At 72.0% G+C, this 15,740-nt stretch carries 16 protein-coding genes; 13 read left to right on the forward strand and 3 right to left on the reverse strand.

Going from position 1 to position 15,740, the window contains the following annotated elements:
• The first annotated feature begins 70 nt into the window (after nucleotides 1-70).
• The 9 genes from AB0D28_RS02640 (at nucleotide 71) to AB0D28_RS02680 (ending at nucleotide 11,157) form a co-directional block, all read left to right on the forward strand.
• Nucleotides 71-1,888 (forward strand): glycoside hydrolase family 13 protein, encoded by a 1,818-nt coding sequence (locus tag AB0D28_RS02640; protein WP_357381448.1) that lies wholly within the window; start codon nucleotides 71-73, stop codon nucleotides 1,886-1,888.
• Between the two features lie 157 nt (nucleotides 1,889-2,045).
• The gene (locus tag AB0D28_RS02645; protein ID WP_357381450.1) at nucleotides 2,046-2,387 is read left to right on the forward strand and encodes a hypothetical protein; all 342 of its coding nucleotides are present in this window, start codon (nucleotides 2,046-2,048) and stop codon (nucleotides 2,385-2,387) included.
• A 276-nt stretch (nucleotides 2,388-2,663) separates the two neighbouring features.
• Nucleotides 2,664-3,734 carry a BMP family ABC transporter substrate-binding protein gene (locus AB0D28_RS02650; RefSeq protein ID WP_357381794.1) on the forward strand — a complete coding sequence of 357 codons (1,071 nt, stop codon included), beginning with the start codon at nucleotides 2,664-2,666 and terminating at the stop codon, nucleotides 3,732-3,734.
• Nucleotides 3,735-3,856: 122 nt separating this feature from the next.
• Nucleotides 3,857-5,497, forward strand: coding sequence for an ABC transporter ATP-binding protein (locus AB0D28_RS02655; protein ID WP_357381452.1), 1,641 nt, complete (start codon nucleotides 3,857-3,859; stop codon nucleotides 5,495-5,497).
• Nucleotides 5,494-6,858, forward strand: a complete 1,365-nt coding sequence (locus AB0D28_RS02660) for an ABC transporter permease (RefSeq protein WP_357381454.1) — start codon at nucleotides 5,494-5,496, stop codon at nucleotides 6,856-6,858. The genes AB0D28_RS02655 and AB0D28_RS02660 overlap by 4 nt, the downstream gene beginning before the upstream one ends.
• 2 nt (nucleotides 6,859-6,860) lie before the next feature.
• On the forward strand, nucleotides 6,861-8,141 hold the full coding sequence (locus AB0D28_RS02665) for an ABC transporter permease (protein ID WP_357381456.1): 1,281 nt from the start codon (nucleotides 6,861-6,863) through the stop codon (nucleotides 8,139-8,141).
• A gap of 93 nt (nucleotides 8,142-8,234) precedes the next feature.
• A complete protein-coding gene (locus AB0D28_RS02670) occupies nucleotides 8,235-8,945 on the forward strand; it encodes a cytidine deaminase (protein ID WP_357381458.1) in 711 nt (236 codons plus the stop codon).
• Nucleotides 8,946-9,107: 162 nt separating this feature from the next.
• The gene (locus AB0D28_RS02675; protein ID WP_357381460.1) at nucleotides 9,108-10,388 is read left to right on the forward strand and encodes a thymidine phosphorylase; all 1,281 of its coding nucleotides are present in this window, start codon (nucleotides 9,108-9,110) and stop codon (nucleotides 10,386-10,388) included.
• Nucleotides 10,389-10,476: 88 nt separating this feature from the next.
• Complete coding sequence (locus AB0D28_RS02680) at nucleotides 10,477-11,157, forward strand: DUF4272 domain-containing protein (protein WP_357381462.1); 681 nt, start codon at nucleotides 10,477-10,479, stop codon at nucleotides 11,155-11,157.
• A gap of 6 nt (nucleotides 11,158-11,163) precedes the next feature.
• Here the strand turns inward: AB0D28_RS02680 and AB0D28_RS02685 are convergent, their stop codons facing one another.
• Nucleotides 11,164-12,015, reverse strand: a complete 852-nt coding sequence (locus AB0D28_RS02685; protein ID WP_357381464.1) for a putative RNA methyltransferase — start codon at nucleotides 12,013-12,015, stop codon at nucleotides 11,164-11,166.
• 3 nt (nucleotides 12,016-12,018) lie between these two features.
• Entirely contained in the window at nucleotides 12,019-12,492 is a 474-nt protein-coding gene (locus AB0D28_RS02690) for a MarR family transcriptional regulator (RefSeq protein WP_357381466.1), read from the reverse strand.
• Between the two features lie 57 nt (nucleotides 12,493-12,549).
• Here AB0D28_RS02690 and AB0D28_RS02695 point away from each other — a divergent pair, with 57 nt between their 5' ends.
• Genes AB0D28_RS02695 through AB0D28_RS02710 form a run of 4 tightly spaced genes read left to right on the forward strand, consistent with a single transcriptional unit; the run spans nucleotide 12,550 to nucleotide 15,285 of the window.
• Complete coding sequence (locus AB0D28_RS02695; protein WP_357381468.1) at nucleotides 12,550-13,176, forward strand: hypothetical protein; 627 nt, start codon at nucleotides 12,550-12,552, stop codon at nucleotides 13,174-13,176.
• The gene (locus AB0D28_RS02700; protein ID WP_357381470.1) at nucleotides 13,164-13,739 is read left to right on the forward strand and encodes an NAD(P)H-dependent oxidoreductase; all 576 of its coding nucleotides are present in this window, start codon (nucleotides 13,164-13,166) and stop codon (nucleotides 13,737-13,739) included. The genes AB0D28_RS02695 and AB0D28_RS02700 overlap by 13 nt, the downstream gene beginning before the upstream one ends.
• Entirely contained in the window at nucleotides 13,736-14,158 is a 423-nt protein-coding gene (locus AB0D28_RS02705; protein ID WP_357381472.1) for a PPOX class F420-dependent oxidoreductase, read from the forward strand. Before AB0D28_RS02700 ends, AB0D28_RS02705 begins: the two co-directional genes overlap by 4 nt.
• A 50-nt stretch (nucleotides 14,159-14,208) precedes the next feature.
• Nucleotides 14,209-15,285: an adenosine deaminase gene (locus AB0D28_RS02710; RefSeq protein ID WP_357381474.1), complete on the forward strand. Its 1,077-nt coding sequence runs from the start codon at nucleotides 14,209-14,211 to the stop codon at nucleotides 15,283-15,285.
• Here the strand turns inward: AB0D28_RS02710 and AB0D28_RS02715 are convergent, their stop codons facing one another.
• Nucleotides 15,286-15,699, reverse strand: coding sequence for a hypothetical protein (locus tag AB0D28_RS02715; protein ID WP_357381476.1), 414 nt, complete (start codon nucleotides 15,697-15,699; stop codon nucleotides 15,286-15,288). It abuts the gene before it with no gap.
• Between the last annotated feature and the right edge of the window lie 41 nt (nucleotides 15,700-15,740).

Raw genomic sequence — 15,740 nt, forward strand, 5'->3', positions numbered from 1 at the left:
CGGTCGGGTGAAACCGGCCGCGGCGGGTGCCCGCCCCTCTCCCTGTCGGTACGACGCGAAAGGCAGCACCATGTCCCTTCAGCCGCACCACGACGGTTCCGCCACCTACGTCCCGGAGCAGGAGCCCGCGCTCGGGCAGACGGTGCCGGTCCTCGTCCGGGTCCCGGCCGGCACCGGCGTCTCCCAGGTGCACGTGCGCACCACAGGCGACGGCGAACCGCGCTTCGCCGAGGCACGGATCGACCGCACCGACGGCGGCGACGTGTGGTGGCGGGCCGACGTCGAGGTCCGCAACCCGGTCAGCAACTACCGCTTCCTGCTCGACGGCGAACGCGGCACCCGCTGGCTGAACGCCGCCGGCCTGGCCGGGCACGACGTGCCCGACAACGGCGACTTCAAGCTGGTCAGCTACGCTCCGCCGCCGGCCTGGGCCCGCGACGCGGTGATCTACCAGATCTTCCCGGACCGGTTCGCCCGCTCGGCCGCCGCCGACGGCCGGACCGTGCCGGACTGGGCCATCGGATGCGACTGGGACACCCCTGTCATCGGACGCGGCCCGGAGACGCCCCGGCAGTTCTACGGCGGCGACCTCGACGGGATCACCGAGCGCCTGGACCACCTGGACCGGCTCGGCGTCAACACCGTCTACCTCACGCCGGTCTTCCCGGCCCGTTCCAACCACAGGTACGACGCGTCGAGCTTCGACACCGTCGACCCGCTGCTCGGCGGCGACGCGGCGCTGGCCCGGCTCGCCGACGCGGTGCGCGCCCGGGGCTGGCGGCTGCTCGGCGACATCACCAGCAACCACACCGGCGACGCCCACGACTGGTTCACCGCAGCCGTCTCCGACGTGCACGCGCCGGAACGCGACCTGTACTACTTCGACCTGGCCGGCGGCGACTACGAGTCGTGGAACGGGGTGAAGTCGCTTCCCAAGCTCAACTGGGGCAGCGCGGAGCTGCGCCGACGGTTCGCCACCGCCGAGGACTCGCTGCTGCGCCGCTGGCTGCGCCCGCCGTACGGGCTGGACGGCTGGCGTGTCGACGTGGCGAACATGACCGGCCGGCGCGGCGCGGACGCGTACACCCACGAGGTGGCGCGGCTGCTGCGCGAAGTGGTCGCCGAAACCCGGCCGGACGGCCTGCTGCTGGCCGAGCACGGCCACGACCACACCGGTGACCTGGACCGCGACGGCTGGCACGGGACGATGAACTACGCCGGCTTCACCGACCCGGTCTGGTCCTGGCTGCGACACGGCGACGACCCGGTGCCGAACTTCCTCGGCACCCCGGGCGGGGTCCGGCGGCGCGACGCGGACGCGGTGCTCGCCACCATGAACACCTACCGGTCGCTGGTGTCGTGGCGGTCGTACACGCACTCGTGGCAGCTGCTCGGCTCGCACGACTCGGCCCGGATCCGCACTGTGGTCGGCGACGCGGCCCGGCAGGAGGTGGCGGCCGGACTGCTCGCCACGATGCCCGGCACGCCTGTGGTCTTCGCCGGGGACGAGCTGGGCCTGACCGGTACGAACGGGGAGGGCTCGCGTACCCCGATGCCGTGGCACCGGCCCCAGAGCTGGGACCGGCGCACGTTCGACGCGTACCGGTCGTTGCTGACGCTGCGCCGCGACGAGCCGGCGCTGCGGCACGGCGGCCTGCGGTGGGTGCACACGGACGCGGACACGCTCGTCTTCCTGCGCGAGGCGCCCGGGTCGACGGTGCTGGTGCTGGCGAGACGCGCCCCCGGCACCCCGGTCCGCCTGGCCGGCCTGCCCGCCGCCGAGAACGTCTACGGCGACGCCCCCGCCCTCCACCCCGACGCCGAGGGCGCGGTGACCCTCCCCGCCGACGGCCCCACCTTCCAGGTCTGGCGCCTGCACCAGCCCTGACCTCTCGCGATCTTGCGGTTGCGGCCCTTGCGGCGCGGCTTTCGTCCCGTTGTGTCGGGGCGGTAACCGCAAGATCGCGGGGGAGGTGGTCACGGTATGACGGCAGCTCGGCCGGGTCATTACTACAAAGCGTCGTTGATGAGGGAGGATGGGGCGCGTGGAAGCTCTTCGACTGATTCTTCTCTACGTCCATCTGATCGGTTTCGCGCTGTTGCTCGGCGGTGGGATCGCCCAGTACGTCAGCGGCCGGCTGCGCATCAACGCGGCCATGCTCTGGGGCGCGATCATCCAGGTCCTCACCGGCATCGGGCTGTCCGCCCCGCTGCGTGACGGCGACGAGCCGGCGCCGGCAAAACTTGTTACCAAGTTGGTGCTCGCGCTGGTCATCTTCGTCATGGTCTTCTTCTCCCGGAAGCGGGAGACCGTCAACCGTGGCCACTTCCTCGCGATCGTCGGGTTGACGCTGGTCAACGCCGCCGTCGCAGTGTTCTGGCGTTAGTCCGCCAGGCGTCGGGGAAGCTCGGGAAAACGGACGTTCGCGACACCACCGCGCACGCCCGCCGGCCGGATAAGTGACCTGCCCCACGCAAGGGTTACACCGGGGTAACGGACGCTCAACAGTCGTGCACGATTGTCGGCCGGTGGGTGGGCGCGGGCGTACGCTCCCGTCCGTAACGTGGGACGCCGGCCGCACATCGCAGGTCGGCGAAGGGCTGCGCACCGTGCACGACGCGGTGTGCAAGGGGAAGGAGACGTCTTGCGCTCTGTGCGTGGGATGCGGATTGCCTCCGTCATTGCGGCGGGTGGACTCGTGCTGGGCGCTGCCGCGTGTGGTGAGGCTCCGGACGACGACAACAACGCCGGTGGCGACGGCGGCAAGAAGTTCAGCGCCTGCATGGTGACTGACGTCGGCGGCGTCGACGACAAGTCCTTCAACGCCTCGGCCTGGAAGGGCCTGCAGGAGGCGCAGAAGGAGAACGACAAGATCGACATCAAGTACGTCCAGTCGAAGGCCGAGGCGGACTACGAGGTCAACCTGACCGGGTTCGTCAACCAGAAGTGCGACTTCATCCTGGCCGTCGGTGGCCTGATGTCGGACGCCACCAAGGCGGCGGCGGAGAAGAACCCGAACCAGCAGTTCGCCATCGTCGACGCCAACCCGGGTGTGACGAACGTCTTCCCGATGCAGTTCGACACCGCGCAGGCCGCGTTCCAGGCCGGCTACCTGGCCGCCGGGATGAGCAAGACCGGCAAGGTCGGCACCTACGGTGGCCTGCCGATCCCGCCGGTCACCATCTTCATGGACGGCTTCGCCGACGGCGTGGCGTACTACAACAAGGCCAAGAGCAAGAACGTCCAGGTTCTCGGCTGGGACAAGGCCGCCCAGAAGGGCTCCTTCGCCAACTCGTTCGAGAAGCAGGACGAGGGCAAGAAGGTCTCCGACGCGCTCGTCGCGCAGGGTGCCGACATCGTCATGCCGGTCGCCGGCGGCGCCGGTCTGGGCACCACCTCCGCGGCCAAGGCCTCGGGCGGCAAGTACTCGACCGTCTGGGTGGACATCGACGGCTGCGAGAGCACCCCGGACTGCTCGGCGATCCTGACCACCGTCGTCAAGAACATCCCGGACGCCGTCAAGGAGGCCGCGCTGAAGGCCGCCGGCGGCGAGAAGCTCCAGGCCACCCCGGGCTTCGTCGGCACGCTCGCCAACAACGGCGTCTCGATCGCGCCGTACCACGACTTCGACAGCAAGGTCCCGGCGGACCTGAAGGCCGAGGTCGACAAGATCAAGACGGACATCGCGGCCGGCACCATCACCGTCACCTCGAAGGCCCAGCCGACCAAGTGACAGTTCCGCCGGCCCCCACGGTGCGATCATCGGCAGCGGGGGCCGGCGGACACCAGGTTTGACGATCCGGCCGTCCCGGCGCAACGGGGAAGGTACCCCCGGCGCCGGGGCGGCCGATCAGCTTGACTCCCCCCGACATCCCCACCCGGCGTGGTGGCGGCGCGGCAGGTCGCTACGCTGCACCATCGCTCGCACTCCAGGAGGTTGCGCTGAGACTCGAACTGCGCGGCATCACCAAACGGTTCGGTGATCTGGTCGCCAACGACCAGATCGACCTGACGGTGGAGCCTGGAGAGATCCACGCCCTGGTCGGCGAGAACGGCGCCGGCAAGTCGACCCTGATGAACGTGCTCTACGGCCTCTACCAGCCGGACGAGGGCGAGATCCTGGTCGACGGCAAGCCGCTGAAGCTGAAGGGCCCGTCGGACGCGATCGCCGCCGGGATCGGGATGGTGCACCAGCACTTCATGCTGGTGCCGGTCTTCACCGTGGCCGAGAACGTGATGCTCGGCGCCGAGCAGGTCAAGGGGCCCTTCGCCGGGATCCTCGACCGGCGGCGGGCCCGGCGCGAGGTCGCCGAGGTCTCCGAGCGGTACAACCTGCGGGTCGACCCGGACGCGGTGATCGAGGACCTGCCGGTCGGCATCCAGCAGCGGGTGGAGATCGTCAAGGCCCTCACCCGCGACGTCGACCTGCTGATCCTCGACGAGCCCACGGCCGTGCTCACGCCGCAGGAGACCGAGGAACTGCTCACCGTCATGCGGTCGCTCAAGGCCGCCGGCAAGTCGATCGTGTTCATCACCCACAAGCTGGGTGAGGTGAAGGCGATCGCGGACCGGATCACGGTGATCCGGCGCGGGCGGACCGTCGGCACCGCCGAGCCGAGCGCGAGCCGGGACGAGCTGGCCGCGCTGATGGTGGGACGCAGCGTCCGGCTGACCGTCGACAAGAAGCCGGCCACCCCCGGTAAGCCGATCCTTGAGGTCGCCGGCCTGGTCGTGGACGACGACCGGCAGGTCCGCGCGGTCGACGGCGTCGACCTGACAGTGCACGCCGGTGAGGTGCTCGGCGTCGCGGGCGTGCAGGGCAACGGCCAGACCGAGCTGATCGAGGCGATCATGGGCCTGCGCCCGGTGCTCGCCGGCACGATCAGCCTGGACGGCGAGCCGACGCACGGCTGGTCGACCAAGAAGGTGCTGCACGCCGGTGTCGGCTACGTGCCGGAGGACCGCAGCGTGGACGGCCTGGTCAAGGAGTTCTCGGTCGCGGAGAACCTGGTGCTGGACATCTACGACAGGCCGCCGTTCGGCAAGGGCCTGTCGCTGAAGCCCGAGGCCATCGCGAAGTCGGCCCGGGAGCGGATCGAGCAGTTCGACGTCCGTACCTCCTCGGCCGACGCGGCGGTCGGCACGCTCTCCGGCGGCAACCAGCAGAAGGTGATCGTGGCCCGGGAGCTGTCCCGGCCGTTGAAGCTCTTCATCGCCGCCCAGCCCACCCGGGGCGTGGACGTCGGCTCGATCGAGTTCATCCACAGCCGGGTCATCCGCGAGCGGGACATCGGCACCGCGGTCCTGGTGGTCTCCAGCGAACTGGACGAGGTGATCGGCCTGGCCGACCGGATCGCGGTCATGTACCGCGGCCGGATCATCGGCATCGTCGGCCCGGACACCCCGCGTGAGGAGATCGGCCTGCTGATGGCCGGCATCACCCCGGACGCCGCCACCGCTACCGACGACGGCCCTGGCAACGAGGACGAGGCATGACCAACCCGAACCCCGTCTCGGGCTCGCCGGACAAGGAACCGGCGACCGAGGCGCAGGAGTCGCTGAGCGAGGCCCGGGCGACGCCGACGCAGCCGGCCGGTGACACCGAGCAGACGGTCCCGGCCACCGCGACCGCCAAGAAGCCGGCCCCGCCGGGCGAATCCCGCCGCGACATGGGCCGGATGTTCCTGGACAACCTCTGGGCGGCCAACACGGTCACCGTGACAGTGCTCGCGGTGCTGCTGGCCATGGTGGTCGGCGCGGTGCTGATCATCGTGTCCGACCCGGAGGTGCTCGCCACCTACAGCTACATCACGGCCCGCCCCTCCGACGCGCTGAACGCCAGCTGGACGGTGGTCAGCGAGGCGTACGCGAACCTGTTCAAGGGCGCGATCTTCGACCCGGACGCGGTCGGCTTCACCGCCGCCATGAGCCCGATCTCGGAGACGCTCACCTACGCCGCGCCGCTCGTCTTCACCGGCCTGTCGGTGGCGCTCGCCTTCCGCGGCGGCCTGTTCAACATCGGCGCCCAGGGTCAGGCGACGATCGCCGTCATCCTGGCCGCCGTGGCCGGCTTCGCGCTGCCGCTGCCGCCCTTCGTGCACCTGCTGGTGGCGCTGATCGCGGGCGCGCTCGGCGGCGCGCTCTGGGGCTTCATCCCCGGCATTCTCAAGGCCCGGGCCGGCGCGCACGAGGTGATCAACACGATCATGCTCAACTACGTGGCGGTCTACTTCCTGTCCTGGATCATCGTCCAGAACGGGGTGCAGAACCCGAACCGGTCGGACGCGATCAGCAAGCCGGTCGACTCCTCCGCGCAGCTGCCCCGGCTGCTCGGCGAGGACCTGCGGGTGCACGCCGGCATCCTGCTCGCGGTGGCGGCCACCTGGTTCATCGCCTGGCTGCTCAACCGCTCCACGCTCGGCTTCGAGCTGCGGGCCGTGGGCGCGAACCCGGACGCGGCCCGGACCGCCGGCATCAGCGTCACGAAGACGTACGTGCTGGTGATGGTGCTCGCGGGCATGCTGGCCGGTCTCGGCGGTTCGACCATGGTGCTCGGCACCACCGCCACCGCGCTGACCCCGCTGGTGATCGCGCAGATCGGGTTCGACGGCATCCTGGTCGCGCTGCTCGGCCGCGTGAAGCCGTGGGGCGTGCTGCTGGCGGCGCTGCTGTTCGGCGCGCTCCAGGCCGGCGGCAACCGGATGCAGTCCTACTCCGGCATCTCGCTGGAACTGGTCACCGTGCTCCAGGCGCTCATCGTCATCTTCATCGCCGCGCCTGCCCTGGTGAAGACGATCTTCCAGCTCCGGGCGGCCCGCGCCGCCCGGTTGCAGACGAGCCTCGCGAAGGGCTGGTGAGCATGTCCACCACCGCTGTCCCCGAGGTCGCCGTTACCGCGGTCGACGAGGGTTTCTGGACCCGTAACCGGAAGATCGGCGCGGTCCTGCTGGCGCTGGGTGTGCTCGCGGCGGTGCTGTTCGGCGCGCTCGCGACCGACCAGCACGCGCGGTTCACGCTCAGCGAGACCGAGGGCGGGGCCGCCCTGGAGATCAACGGCACGGTCGGCGCGATCCTGTTCGGGCTGATCACCGCCGGGGCCGGAGGCGCGCTGCTGGCCGGCGTGCCGAAGCGCTGGTTCACGCTGCTGCTCGGCGCCGGGCTGGTCGCCTTCGTGCTGAGCTTCCTGTGCTGGCAGGTCTCCGCCGCGCCCGAGGGCCGCAACTTCATGCCGCTGGTGAACGTCGTACGCGGCACGTTCATCCTGGCCCTGCCGCTGATCTTCGGCGCGCTCGCCGGTGTGCTGTGCGAGCGCTCCGGCGTGGTCAACGTGGCCATCGAGGGTCAGCTCCTGATGGGCGCGTTCTCCGGCGCGCTGTTCGGCAGCATGTCCGGCAGCGTCTGGGTGGGCCTGGTGGCCGCCGCCGTCGGCGGCGCGTTCATCTCGTTCCTGCTGGCGGTGTTCTCCATCCGCTACCTGGTCGACCAGGTCGTCATGGGCATCGTGCTCAACCTGCTCGCGGTCGGCATCACCGGCTTCCTCTACGAGCGGCTGATGCAGACCGACGCGGCGAAGTACAACAGCGCGCCCCGGTTCGGCAACTGGGAGATCCCGCTGCTGTCCGACATCCCGCTGCTCGGCCCGGCGCTGTTCCGGGGCAACATCTTCCTCTACCTCGGCCTGCTGCTGGTGCTCGTCATCCACCTGGCGCTGTTCCGCACCCGGTGGGGCCTGCGGACCCGCTCGGTGGGCGAGCACCCCACCGCCGCCGACACGCTGGGCGTGAAGGTGCTGCGGCTGCGCTACCGCAACGTGATCCTTGCCGGTCTGGTGGCCGGTGTCGGCGGCGCCTCGTACACGCTGGCGCTCTACTCGTTCACCAAGAACATGATCGGCGGTAAGGGCTTCATCGCCCTGGCCGCGCTGATCTTCGGCCGGTGGAGCCCGACCGGCGCGCTGCTGGCGGCGCTCTTCTTCGGCTTCGCCGACCAGCTCGCCACCTACCTGGGCGCGATCGGCAGCAGCATCCCGAGCCAGTTCCTGGCGATGCTGCCGTACCTGGCGACGATCCTGGCCGTGGCCGGGCTGGTCGGCAAGGTCCGGGCACCGGCCGCCGACGGCAAGCCGTACATCAAGGGCTGACCGCCCGCCGCGACACCGATGCCCGGCGGGGCGACCCGCCGGGCATCGTCGTCTCCGGCCGCAACCGCGACCGATCGGCGTTGACTGGGCAGAATGGGGATTGTGATGGAGATCGACTGGGAGCGGCTGCGGGCCGCCGCCACCGAGGTGATGCGGCACGCCTACGTGCCGTACTCGAAGTTCCCGGTGGGCGCCGCCGCGCTCGTCGACGACGGCCGCGTCGTGGTCGGCTGCAACGTGGAGAACGCCGGCTACGGGGTCACCCTCTGCGCCGAGTGCGGCGTGGTCTCGCAGCTGCACGCCACCGGCGGCGGCCGGATCGTGGCGCTGTCCTGCGTCGACGCCACCGGTGAGCCGCTGATGCCGTGCGGCAGGTGCCGGCAGTTGCTCTGGGAGCAGGGCGGGCCGGAGTGCCTGGTCGAGGCGAAGGGCGGGCCGTTGCGGATGGCCGAGCTGCTGCCGCACGCCTTCGACGTGGCCGACATCGAGGCGGTGACCGGCGAGCACCCGGTGCCTGTGGTGCCGGACCGGCTGGCCGCCTGGCGGGGCCGGGGCACCGTGTTCGTGCATCCCGACCTGTCGGCCGGGCAGCAGGTGTGGACCGCGTACTGGGAGCGGTCGTCCGGTGAGACCGGCGCCGAGACCGGCGTGCTGGAGGAGGGCTCGACCTGGGACGACCCGGCCGGGGCGATCGAGTGGGGGCTGGCGCGGACGCCGCGCGTGGTGGTGGTGGACGCTTCGGGGACGATCTTCTGGGCTGGTGAGGGTGAGCCTCCTACGGAGATTCCGGTCCGTTGGGGTTGAGCCGGTTGAGTCGGGGTTGCGGTTGGGGCCGGGGCCGACCGCGCCCGGCTCCGGGCGGTCAGGCTTGATCCCTCCGCCGGGCACGGTCGGCCCCGGCCCGACGTGGGCACCGAACGCGGCGAGTGCGGCCGACGTTGTTGATCTATTGATGGGAACTCAAAGGTGAGTGCTTTTACGGCGGTTGATGTCATTCGGGCCAAGCGGGACGGGGGTGTGCTGAGCGACGGGCAGATCGACTGGGTGGTCGACGCGTACACCAGGGGTCTGGTCGCCGACGAGCAGATGTCGGCGCTGGCCATGGCGATCCTGCTGCGCGGCATGACCGCTCCGGAGATCGCCCGGTGGACCGCCGCCATGATCGCCAGCGGCGAGCGGCTCGACCTGTCGCCGGTGTCCCGGCCGACAGTGGACAAGCACTCCACCGGCGGCGTCGGTGACAAGATCACCCTGCCGCTGACCCCGCTGGTGGCGGCCTGCGGCGCGGCGGTGCCGCAGCTGTCCGGCCGGGGCCTGGGCCACACCGGCGGCACGCTGGACAAGCTGGAGTCGATCCCGGGCTGGCGGGCGGCGCTCACGAACGACGAGTTCATCGCCCAGCTCCGCGACGTGGGCGCGGTGATCTGCGCGGCCGGTGACGGGCTCGCCCCGGCCGACCGCAAGCTGTACGCGCTGCGCGACGTCACCGGCACCGTCGAGGCGATCCCGCTGATCGCCAGCTCGATCATGAGCAAGAAGATCGCCGAGGGGACCGGCGCGCTGGTGCTCGACGTGAAGGTCGGCTCCGGCGCGTTCATGAAGAACGTCGACGACGCCCGCGAGCTGGCCCGCACCATGGTCGAACTGGGCGGCGCGCACGGCGTACGGACCGTCGCCCTGCTCACCGACATGTCCACCCCGCTCGGCCTGGCCGTGGGCAACGCGGTCGAGGTGACCGAGTCGGTGGAGGTGCTCGCCGGTGGCGGTCCGGCCGACGTGGTGGAGCTGACGCTGGCGCTGGCCCGGGAGATGCTCGACGCGGCCGGCCTGCCGGACGCCGACCCGGAGGCGGCGCTGCGGGACGGCCGGGCGATGGACGCCTGGCGCACCATGATCCGGGCGCAGGGCGGCGACCCGGACGCGCCGATGCCCGCCGCGAACGAGGTCGAGCTGGTCACCGCCACCGAGGACGGCTGGGTCGCCGAGATCGACGCGTACGCGATCGGGGTCGCCGCCTGGCGGCTCGGCGCGGGCCGGGCCCGCAAGGAGGACCCGGTGAGCATCCCGGCGGGCGTGGTGCTGCACAAGCGCCGCGGTGACCGGGTGCGGGTCGGCGACCCGCTGTTCGAGCTGCGCGCTGAGCACGCCGAGCGGATGCCCGCCGCGCTGGCCGAGGCACGCGCCGCGGTGCGGGTGGCGCCGGACGCGCCGGAGGCGACGCCGCTCGTCGTCGAGCGGATCGGCTGAGGGCCATGGTGCCGCCCCGGTCGGAGTCGCTATCCTCCCAGGCCAGGGGGGACCGACCGGCGAGGACCCGAACAGACAGGGACTGACCGTGCGCGTACCCGCTCCCGACCCCCGGGCCGTCCGGGAGGCGAGCCTGGACGAGTTGTCCCGGCTGGGCCTTCCGCTGCCACCGCCGCAGTTCCCGCTGGTGTGGGAGCCGGACGACGAGATCGAGCTGCGTCCGACAGCGGAGATCGAGGCCCGGATAGCGGTCCTGCACGTGATCCTGGCCCGCTGCTTCGGCATGCCCGCGCAGGCGGCGATGAGCTGGCTGCTGGAGTCGCACCTGGTCGACTCGGTGACGCCACCGGAGTGGCAGTTCGTGATGGGCGGCCGGGGTGACCACAGGTCGTTCGTGCTGCACCACGACGCCCTGTTCTCGCTGGCCTGGGTGCTCGGGCTGGCGAAGGAGCTGGACCCGACGGTGCCGGTGGACGAGCGGCTGGTCGAGCGGATGCCGAACCTGGTCGCGGGGGAGACGTTCGGCCAGTGGCAGGCCCGGATCCTGGCCGCGCCGCAGCATCCGGGCGACGCGGCGGCCCTGCTCGACCTGCACTACTGCCTGGACTGGGCGTACCTGGAGACGGAGAAGGCCGGCGGGCCGCTGCCCGGGCTGGTGGACGCCAACGCGATCGGGCAGCGCCGGTGGGCGCTGGAGTGGGCGGTGGTGCTGCGCGGGCCGTACCACGACGAGCCGCCGGGCTGGGAAGAGGTCGACCTGTCCACCTGAGCGCGGTCAGCGCGGGCGGTGCACGGTGAGCCGGACCGAGAGCGTGACCGGCACCGGTTCGGGCAGCGCGGCGATGCGCGCGGCGAGCCGTTGCGGGTCGGCGTGCCAGGCGCTCGGTCCCATCCCGACGAGCGTGGCGACCTCGGCGCGGGTCAGCGCGAGCCGGGCCCGGTGCCCGGTGGCGGACTCCTCGGTGAAGCGGGCGCCGAGGCTCCCGGCGACCCGCTCGGCCTTGTCCGGGTCCACCCGCAGCAGGTCCAGCGCGTCGACGAGTTCGGTCAGGTGGTCGGCAGCCGGGGTGACCACGAGCAGCGCGCCGCCGGGGTCGAGCACCCGGTGGAACTCCGGGCCGTTGCGCGGCGCGAACACGTTCAGCAGCACGGCGGTGGACCGGTCGGCCAGCGGTAGCCGCTGCCAGGTGTCGGCCAGCGCGGCGGCGGCCCGCGGGTGCGCCTTGGCCGCGCGGCGCAGCGCCGGCTTGGAGACGTCCAGGGCCAGGCCGGCGGCGTCCGGCAGCGCCGCCAGCACCGCCGCGAGGTAATGCCCGGTCCCGGCGCCGGCATCGACGACCAGGGGGTACGGCTCGACGCCCGCGACGCGTACCGCTGTGGTCGCGAGCGCGGCGGCGACGGTGTCGTAGTGGCCGGCGGCGAGGAAGCCGGCGCGGGCGGCGACCATCTCGGCGCTGTCCCCGGTGTGCGGGGTGCGGCCGGCGAGCAGGTTGACGTATCCCTGCCGGGCCATGTCGAAGCTGTGCCCGCGCGGGCAGCGCAGCGCGCGTGCGGTGCCGGCGGTGGTCTCGGTGAGCGGTTCGGCGCAGACCGGGCAGCGCAGCCGGTCGAGGATGCGATCGTCCACGGCTCAGTGCTCCGCAGCCGGGCGGCCGGTGAGGTGGCCGATCACGCGCTGGCTGAGCGTGCCGAGCGCGGACACCTCGGCCGGGGTGAGCCGGTCGATCAGGTGCCGGCGGACGGCTGCCACGTGCCCTGGCGCGGCGGCCTCGACAGCCCGGCGCCCGGCCGGGGTGAGCACGACGACCGAGCCGCGGCCGTCGGTGGCGCACTCCTCCCGGGTGACCAGGCCGCGTTGCTGCATGCGGGAGATGTGGTGGGACAGGCGGCTGCGGGACCAGAGCATCCGGTCTGCCAGCTCGCTGAGCCGTAGCCGCTGCTCCGGGGTCTCGGAGAGGTCGCTCAGGACGTCGTAGTCCGGCTCGGAGAGCCCGGCGTCCTGCATCAGCTCCCGGGCCAGTTCCAGGTCGAGCAGGCGGCGCATGCGGCGGTAGCCGCGCCACGCGCGGTCCTCCTGCTCGTCCAGCCAGCGCGGTTCGTCCACGAACCGATCCTACCGGTGTTGTTGACATGTCACCAAGTTGCGACCTAGGTTGATGACATGTCAACCAAACTGCCGTCCCGGCTGGTGCGGCTGTCGGCCGGCCTGGCCCTGTTCGGCGGCAGCGTCGCGCTGATGGTCCGCGCCGACCTCGGGCTCGCGTCCTGGGACGTGCTGCACCAGGGCCTCGCCGACCGCACCGGCCTGCCGATGGGCCTGCTGGTGAACGGCGTGGCGCTGCTGGTGCTGCTGCTGTGGATCCCGCTGCGGCAACGCCCGGGCGTCGGCACCGTCGCGAACGTCGCGCTCGTCGGCCTGGCCCTCGACGCGACGCTAGCCCTGCTGCCGCCGGTCGACCCGCTCGCCGGCCGGATCGGCCTGCTGGTCGCGGGCGTCCTGCTCAACGGCCTCGCCACCGCGCTCTACCTCGGCGCCCGCCTCGGCCCCGGTCCGCGGGACGGGCTGATGACCGGCCTGGCCGCCCGCGGCCTGCCACTCGGCCCGGCACGCACCGGGATCGAGGTGACGGTGCTGACGGTCGGCTGGCTGCTCGGCGGTGCCGTCGGCCCCGGCACCCTGCTCTACGCGATCGGCATCGGGCCGATCGTCGCCTGGCTCGTTCCCCGGCTCACCGCGCCGGCCCCGGCCGCCGTCCCGACAGGAGTGACCTCACCATGCCCCGCCTGAACGTCGTCGTCGCCAGCACCCGCCCCGGCCGGGTCGGCCGTCGCATCGGTGACTGGTTCGCCGCCGCCGCCGTCCGCCACGCCGGCTTCGACGAGGTACGCCTGGTCGACCTGGCCGAGATCGGGTTGCCCTTCCACGACGAGCCGCAGCACCCGTCCGAACGGGACTACCTGCACGAGCACACCCGCGCCTGGAGTGCCGAGATCGACGCGGCGGACGCCTTCGTCCTGGTCATGCCGGAGTACAACTACGGCTTCAGCGCGCCGCTGAAGAACGCGATCGACTACCTCTACCACGAGTGGCAGCACAAGCCGGTCGGCTTCGTCAGCTACGGCATGACCTCCGGGGGCCTGCGTGCGGTGCAGATGATCAAGCAGGTGGTGACCACGTTGAACATGACGCCGGTCAACGACCAGGTGGTCGTCTTCCTGCGGCAGGCGCTGGACGAGTCGGGTGAGCTGCGACCCGACCCCGGCCGTGAGGAGGCCGCCGCGCTCATGCTCGACCGGCTCGCGCGGCTGGCCGTCGCGCTCGCGCCGCTGCGGTCCGAGGTGGCGCGGTGAGCGCGGTGAGCGCCCGGCTCTGGGAGCTGTTCGGTGAGCGCGGGCGCGGGGTGCTCGCCACGCTGCGCCGGGACGGCCGGCCCCAGCTGTCGAACCTCGACTACCTGGCCGAGCCGGGTCTGATCCGCTGCTCCACCACCGGCGACCGGGCGAAGGTGCGCAACCTGCGTCGCGACCCCCGGGCCAGCTTCCACGTCACCACCGCCGACGGCGCGGCGTACGCGGTGGCCGAGGGCACCGTGACGCTCACCCGGCCGGCCGCCGCCACCGACGACGCCACGGTCGAGGAACTGGTCGAGGTCTACCGGCGGATCCGGGGCGAGCACCCGGACTGGGCCGAGTACCGGGCCGCCATGGTGGCCGACGGGCGGGTGGTCCTGCGGCTCGCGGTGGAGCGGGTGTACGGCTGGCGTCCCTGACCGGCCCGGTCGGCCGCCCGGCGGGCACCGGGGGTGACTAGGGTCTGAGCATGGTCGCAATCTCGTACGAGGACATCGTCAAGGTCCCGAAGGCGCTGCTGCACGATCACCTCGACGGCGGCCTGCGGCCCGCGACGATCGTCGAGCTGGCCGCCGAGGTCGGTCACGAACTGCCCACCACCGACCCGGCTGCGCTCGGCCTCTGGTTCACCGAGGCGGCGAACTCCGGCTCGCTGGAGCGCTACCTGGAGACGTTCGCGCACACGGTGGCGGTCATGCAGACCCCTGCCGCGTTGCGCCGGGTCGCCCGGGAGTGCGCGCTGGACCTGGCCGCCGACGGTGTGGTCTACGCCGAGGTGCGGTTCGCGCCGGAGCAGCACCTGGAGCAGAACCTGACCCTGGACGAGGTGGTCGACGCCGTCGTCACCGGCTTCCGGGAGGGCAGCGCGCTGGCCGCCGAGGCGGGCACCCCGATCCGGGTCGGCACGCTGCTGACCGCGATGCGGCACGCGGCCCGCTCGCAGGAGATCGCCGAGCTGGCCGTGCGGCACCGCGACACCGGGGTGGTCGGCTTCGACATCGCCGGCGCCGAGGCGGGCTTCCCGCCCACCCGGCACCTGGACGCGTTCGAGTACCTCCAGCGGGAGAACTTCCACTTCACCATCCACGCCGGTGAGGCGTTCGGCCTGCCGTCCATCTGGCAGGCGATCCAGTGGTGCGGCGCCGACCGGCTCGGCCACGGCGTCCGCATCGTCGACGACATCACCCCGGGCAACCCGCCGGTGCTGGGCCGGCTGGCCGCGTACGTGCGGGACAAGCGCATCCCCCTGGAGCTGTGCCCGTCGTCGAACGTGCAGACCGGGGCGGCGGCCTCGATCGCCGACCACCCGATCGGGCTGCTGCGCGACCTGCGGTTCCGGGTGACGGTGAACACCGACAACCGGCTGATGAGCGGCACCTCGATGTCGCGGGAGATGGCGCTGCTGGTGGAGGCCTTCGGCTACGGCTGGAAGGAACTCCAGTGGTTCACCATCAACGCGATGAAGAGCGCGTTCATCCCGTTCGACGAGCGGCTGCGGATCATCGACGAGGTGATCAAGCCGGCGTACGCCGAGCTGATCGGCTGATCACGACTGGCGGGGGTGGCCGGAGAGCAGCGCGGCCACCCCGCGCAGCACCTGCCCGGCCCGGGCCGCCTCGGCGCCCAGCCCGGTCTGCCGGCGCAGCACGGCCGGTTCGGCGCGCAGCAGCGCGACGCCGCGCCGGAGCAGCACCCGGGGCGCCTTGCGCTGTTCGGTGAGATCCCGGGCGAGGCGGCGCAGGAACGTCGCGCCACGCGGGCGGCGCAACGCGTACGCCCCGGCGAGCAGCCCGCGTCGCCGGCACTCGGCCACGATCTCGGCCGCGAAGATCCCCTCGGCGACGAAGATTGGCGATCCGTCGACATCGAATGGCCGGGTGGCTACCCGGCGGTCCGCGCCGATCGCATAAACCGGCACTTCGGCCTTGCCCTCACGGGCCAGTCGGGTGATTGTTTGCACCGCTGTGTCCGCATCCCAGGACAGTGGGGACTCCCAATCCA

The organism is Micromonospora sp. NPDC048169 (genome assembly GCF_040652815.1).
In the GTDB taxonomy this organism is placed as follows: domain Bacteria; phylum Actinomycetota; class Actinomycetes; order Mycobacteriales; family Micromonosporaceae; genus Micromonospora.

Coding starts and splice junctions, on each gene's coding strand:
- AB0D28_RS02640 (WP_357381448.1), top strand. CDS start 71: ATGTCCCTTCAGCCGCACCACGACGGTTCCGCCACCTACGTCCCGGAG.
- AB0D28_RS02650 (WP_357381794.1), top strand. CDS start 2,664: ATGCGGATTGCCTCCGTCATTGCGGCGGGTGGACTCGTGCTGGGCGCT.
- AB0D28_RS02700 (WP_357381470.1), top strand. CDS start 13,164: ATGCCCCGCCTGAACGTCGTCGTCGCCAGCACCCGCCCCGGCCGGGTC.
- AB0D28_RS02670 (WP_357381458.1), top strand. CDS start 8,235: ATGGGGATTGTGATGGAGATCGACTGGGAGCGGCTGCGGGCCGCCGCC.
- AB0D28_RS02710 (WP_357381474.1), top strand. CDS start 14,209: ATGGTCGCAATCTCGTACGAGGACATCGTCAAGGTCCCGAAGGCGCTG.
- AB0D28_RS02665 (WP_357381456.1), top strand. CDS start 6,861: ATGTCCACCACCGCTGTCCCCGAGGTCGCCGTTACCGCGGTCGACGAG.
- AB0D28_RS02660 (WP_357381454.1), top strand. CDS start 5,494: ATGACCAACCCGAACCCCGTCTCGGGCTCGCCGGACAAGGAACCGGCG.
- AB0D28_RS02695 (WP_357381468.1), top strand. CDS start 12,550: ATGTCAACCAAACTGCCGTCCCGGCTGGTGCGGCTGTCGGCCGGCCTG.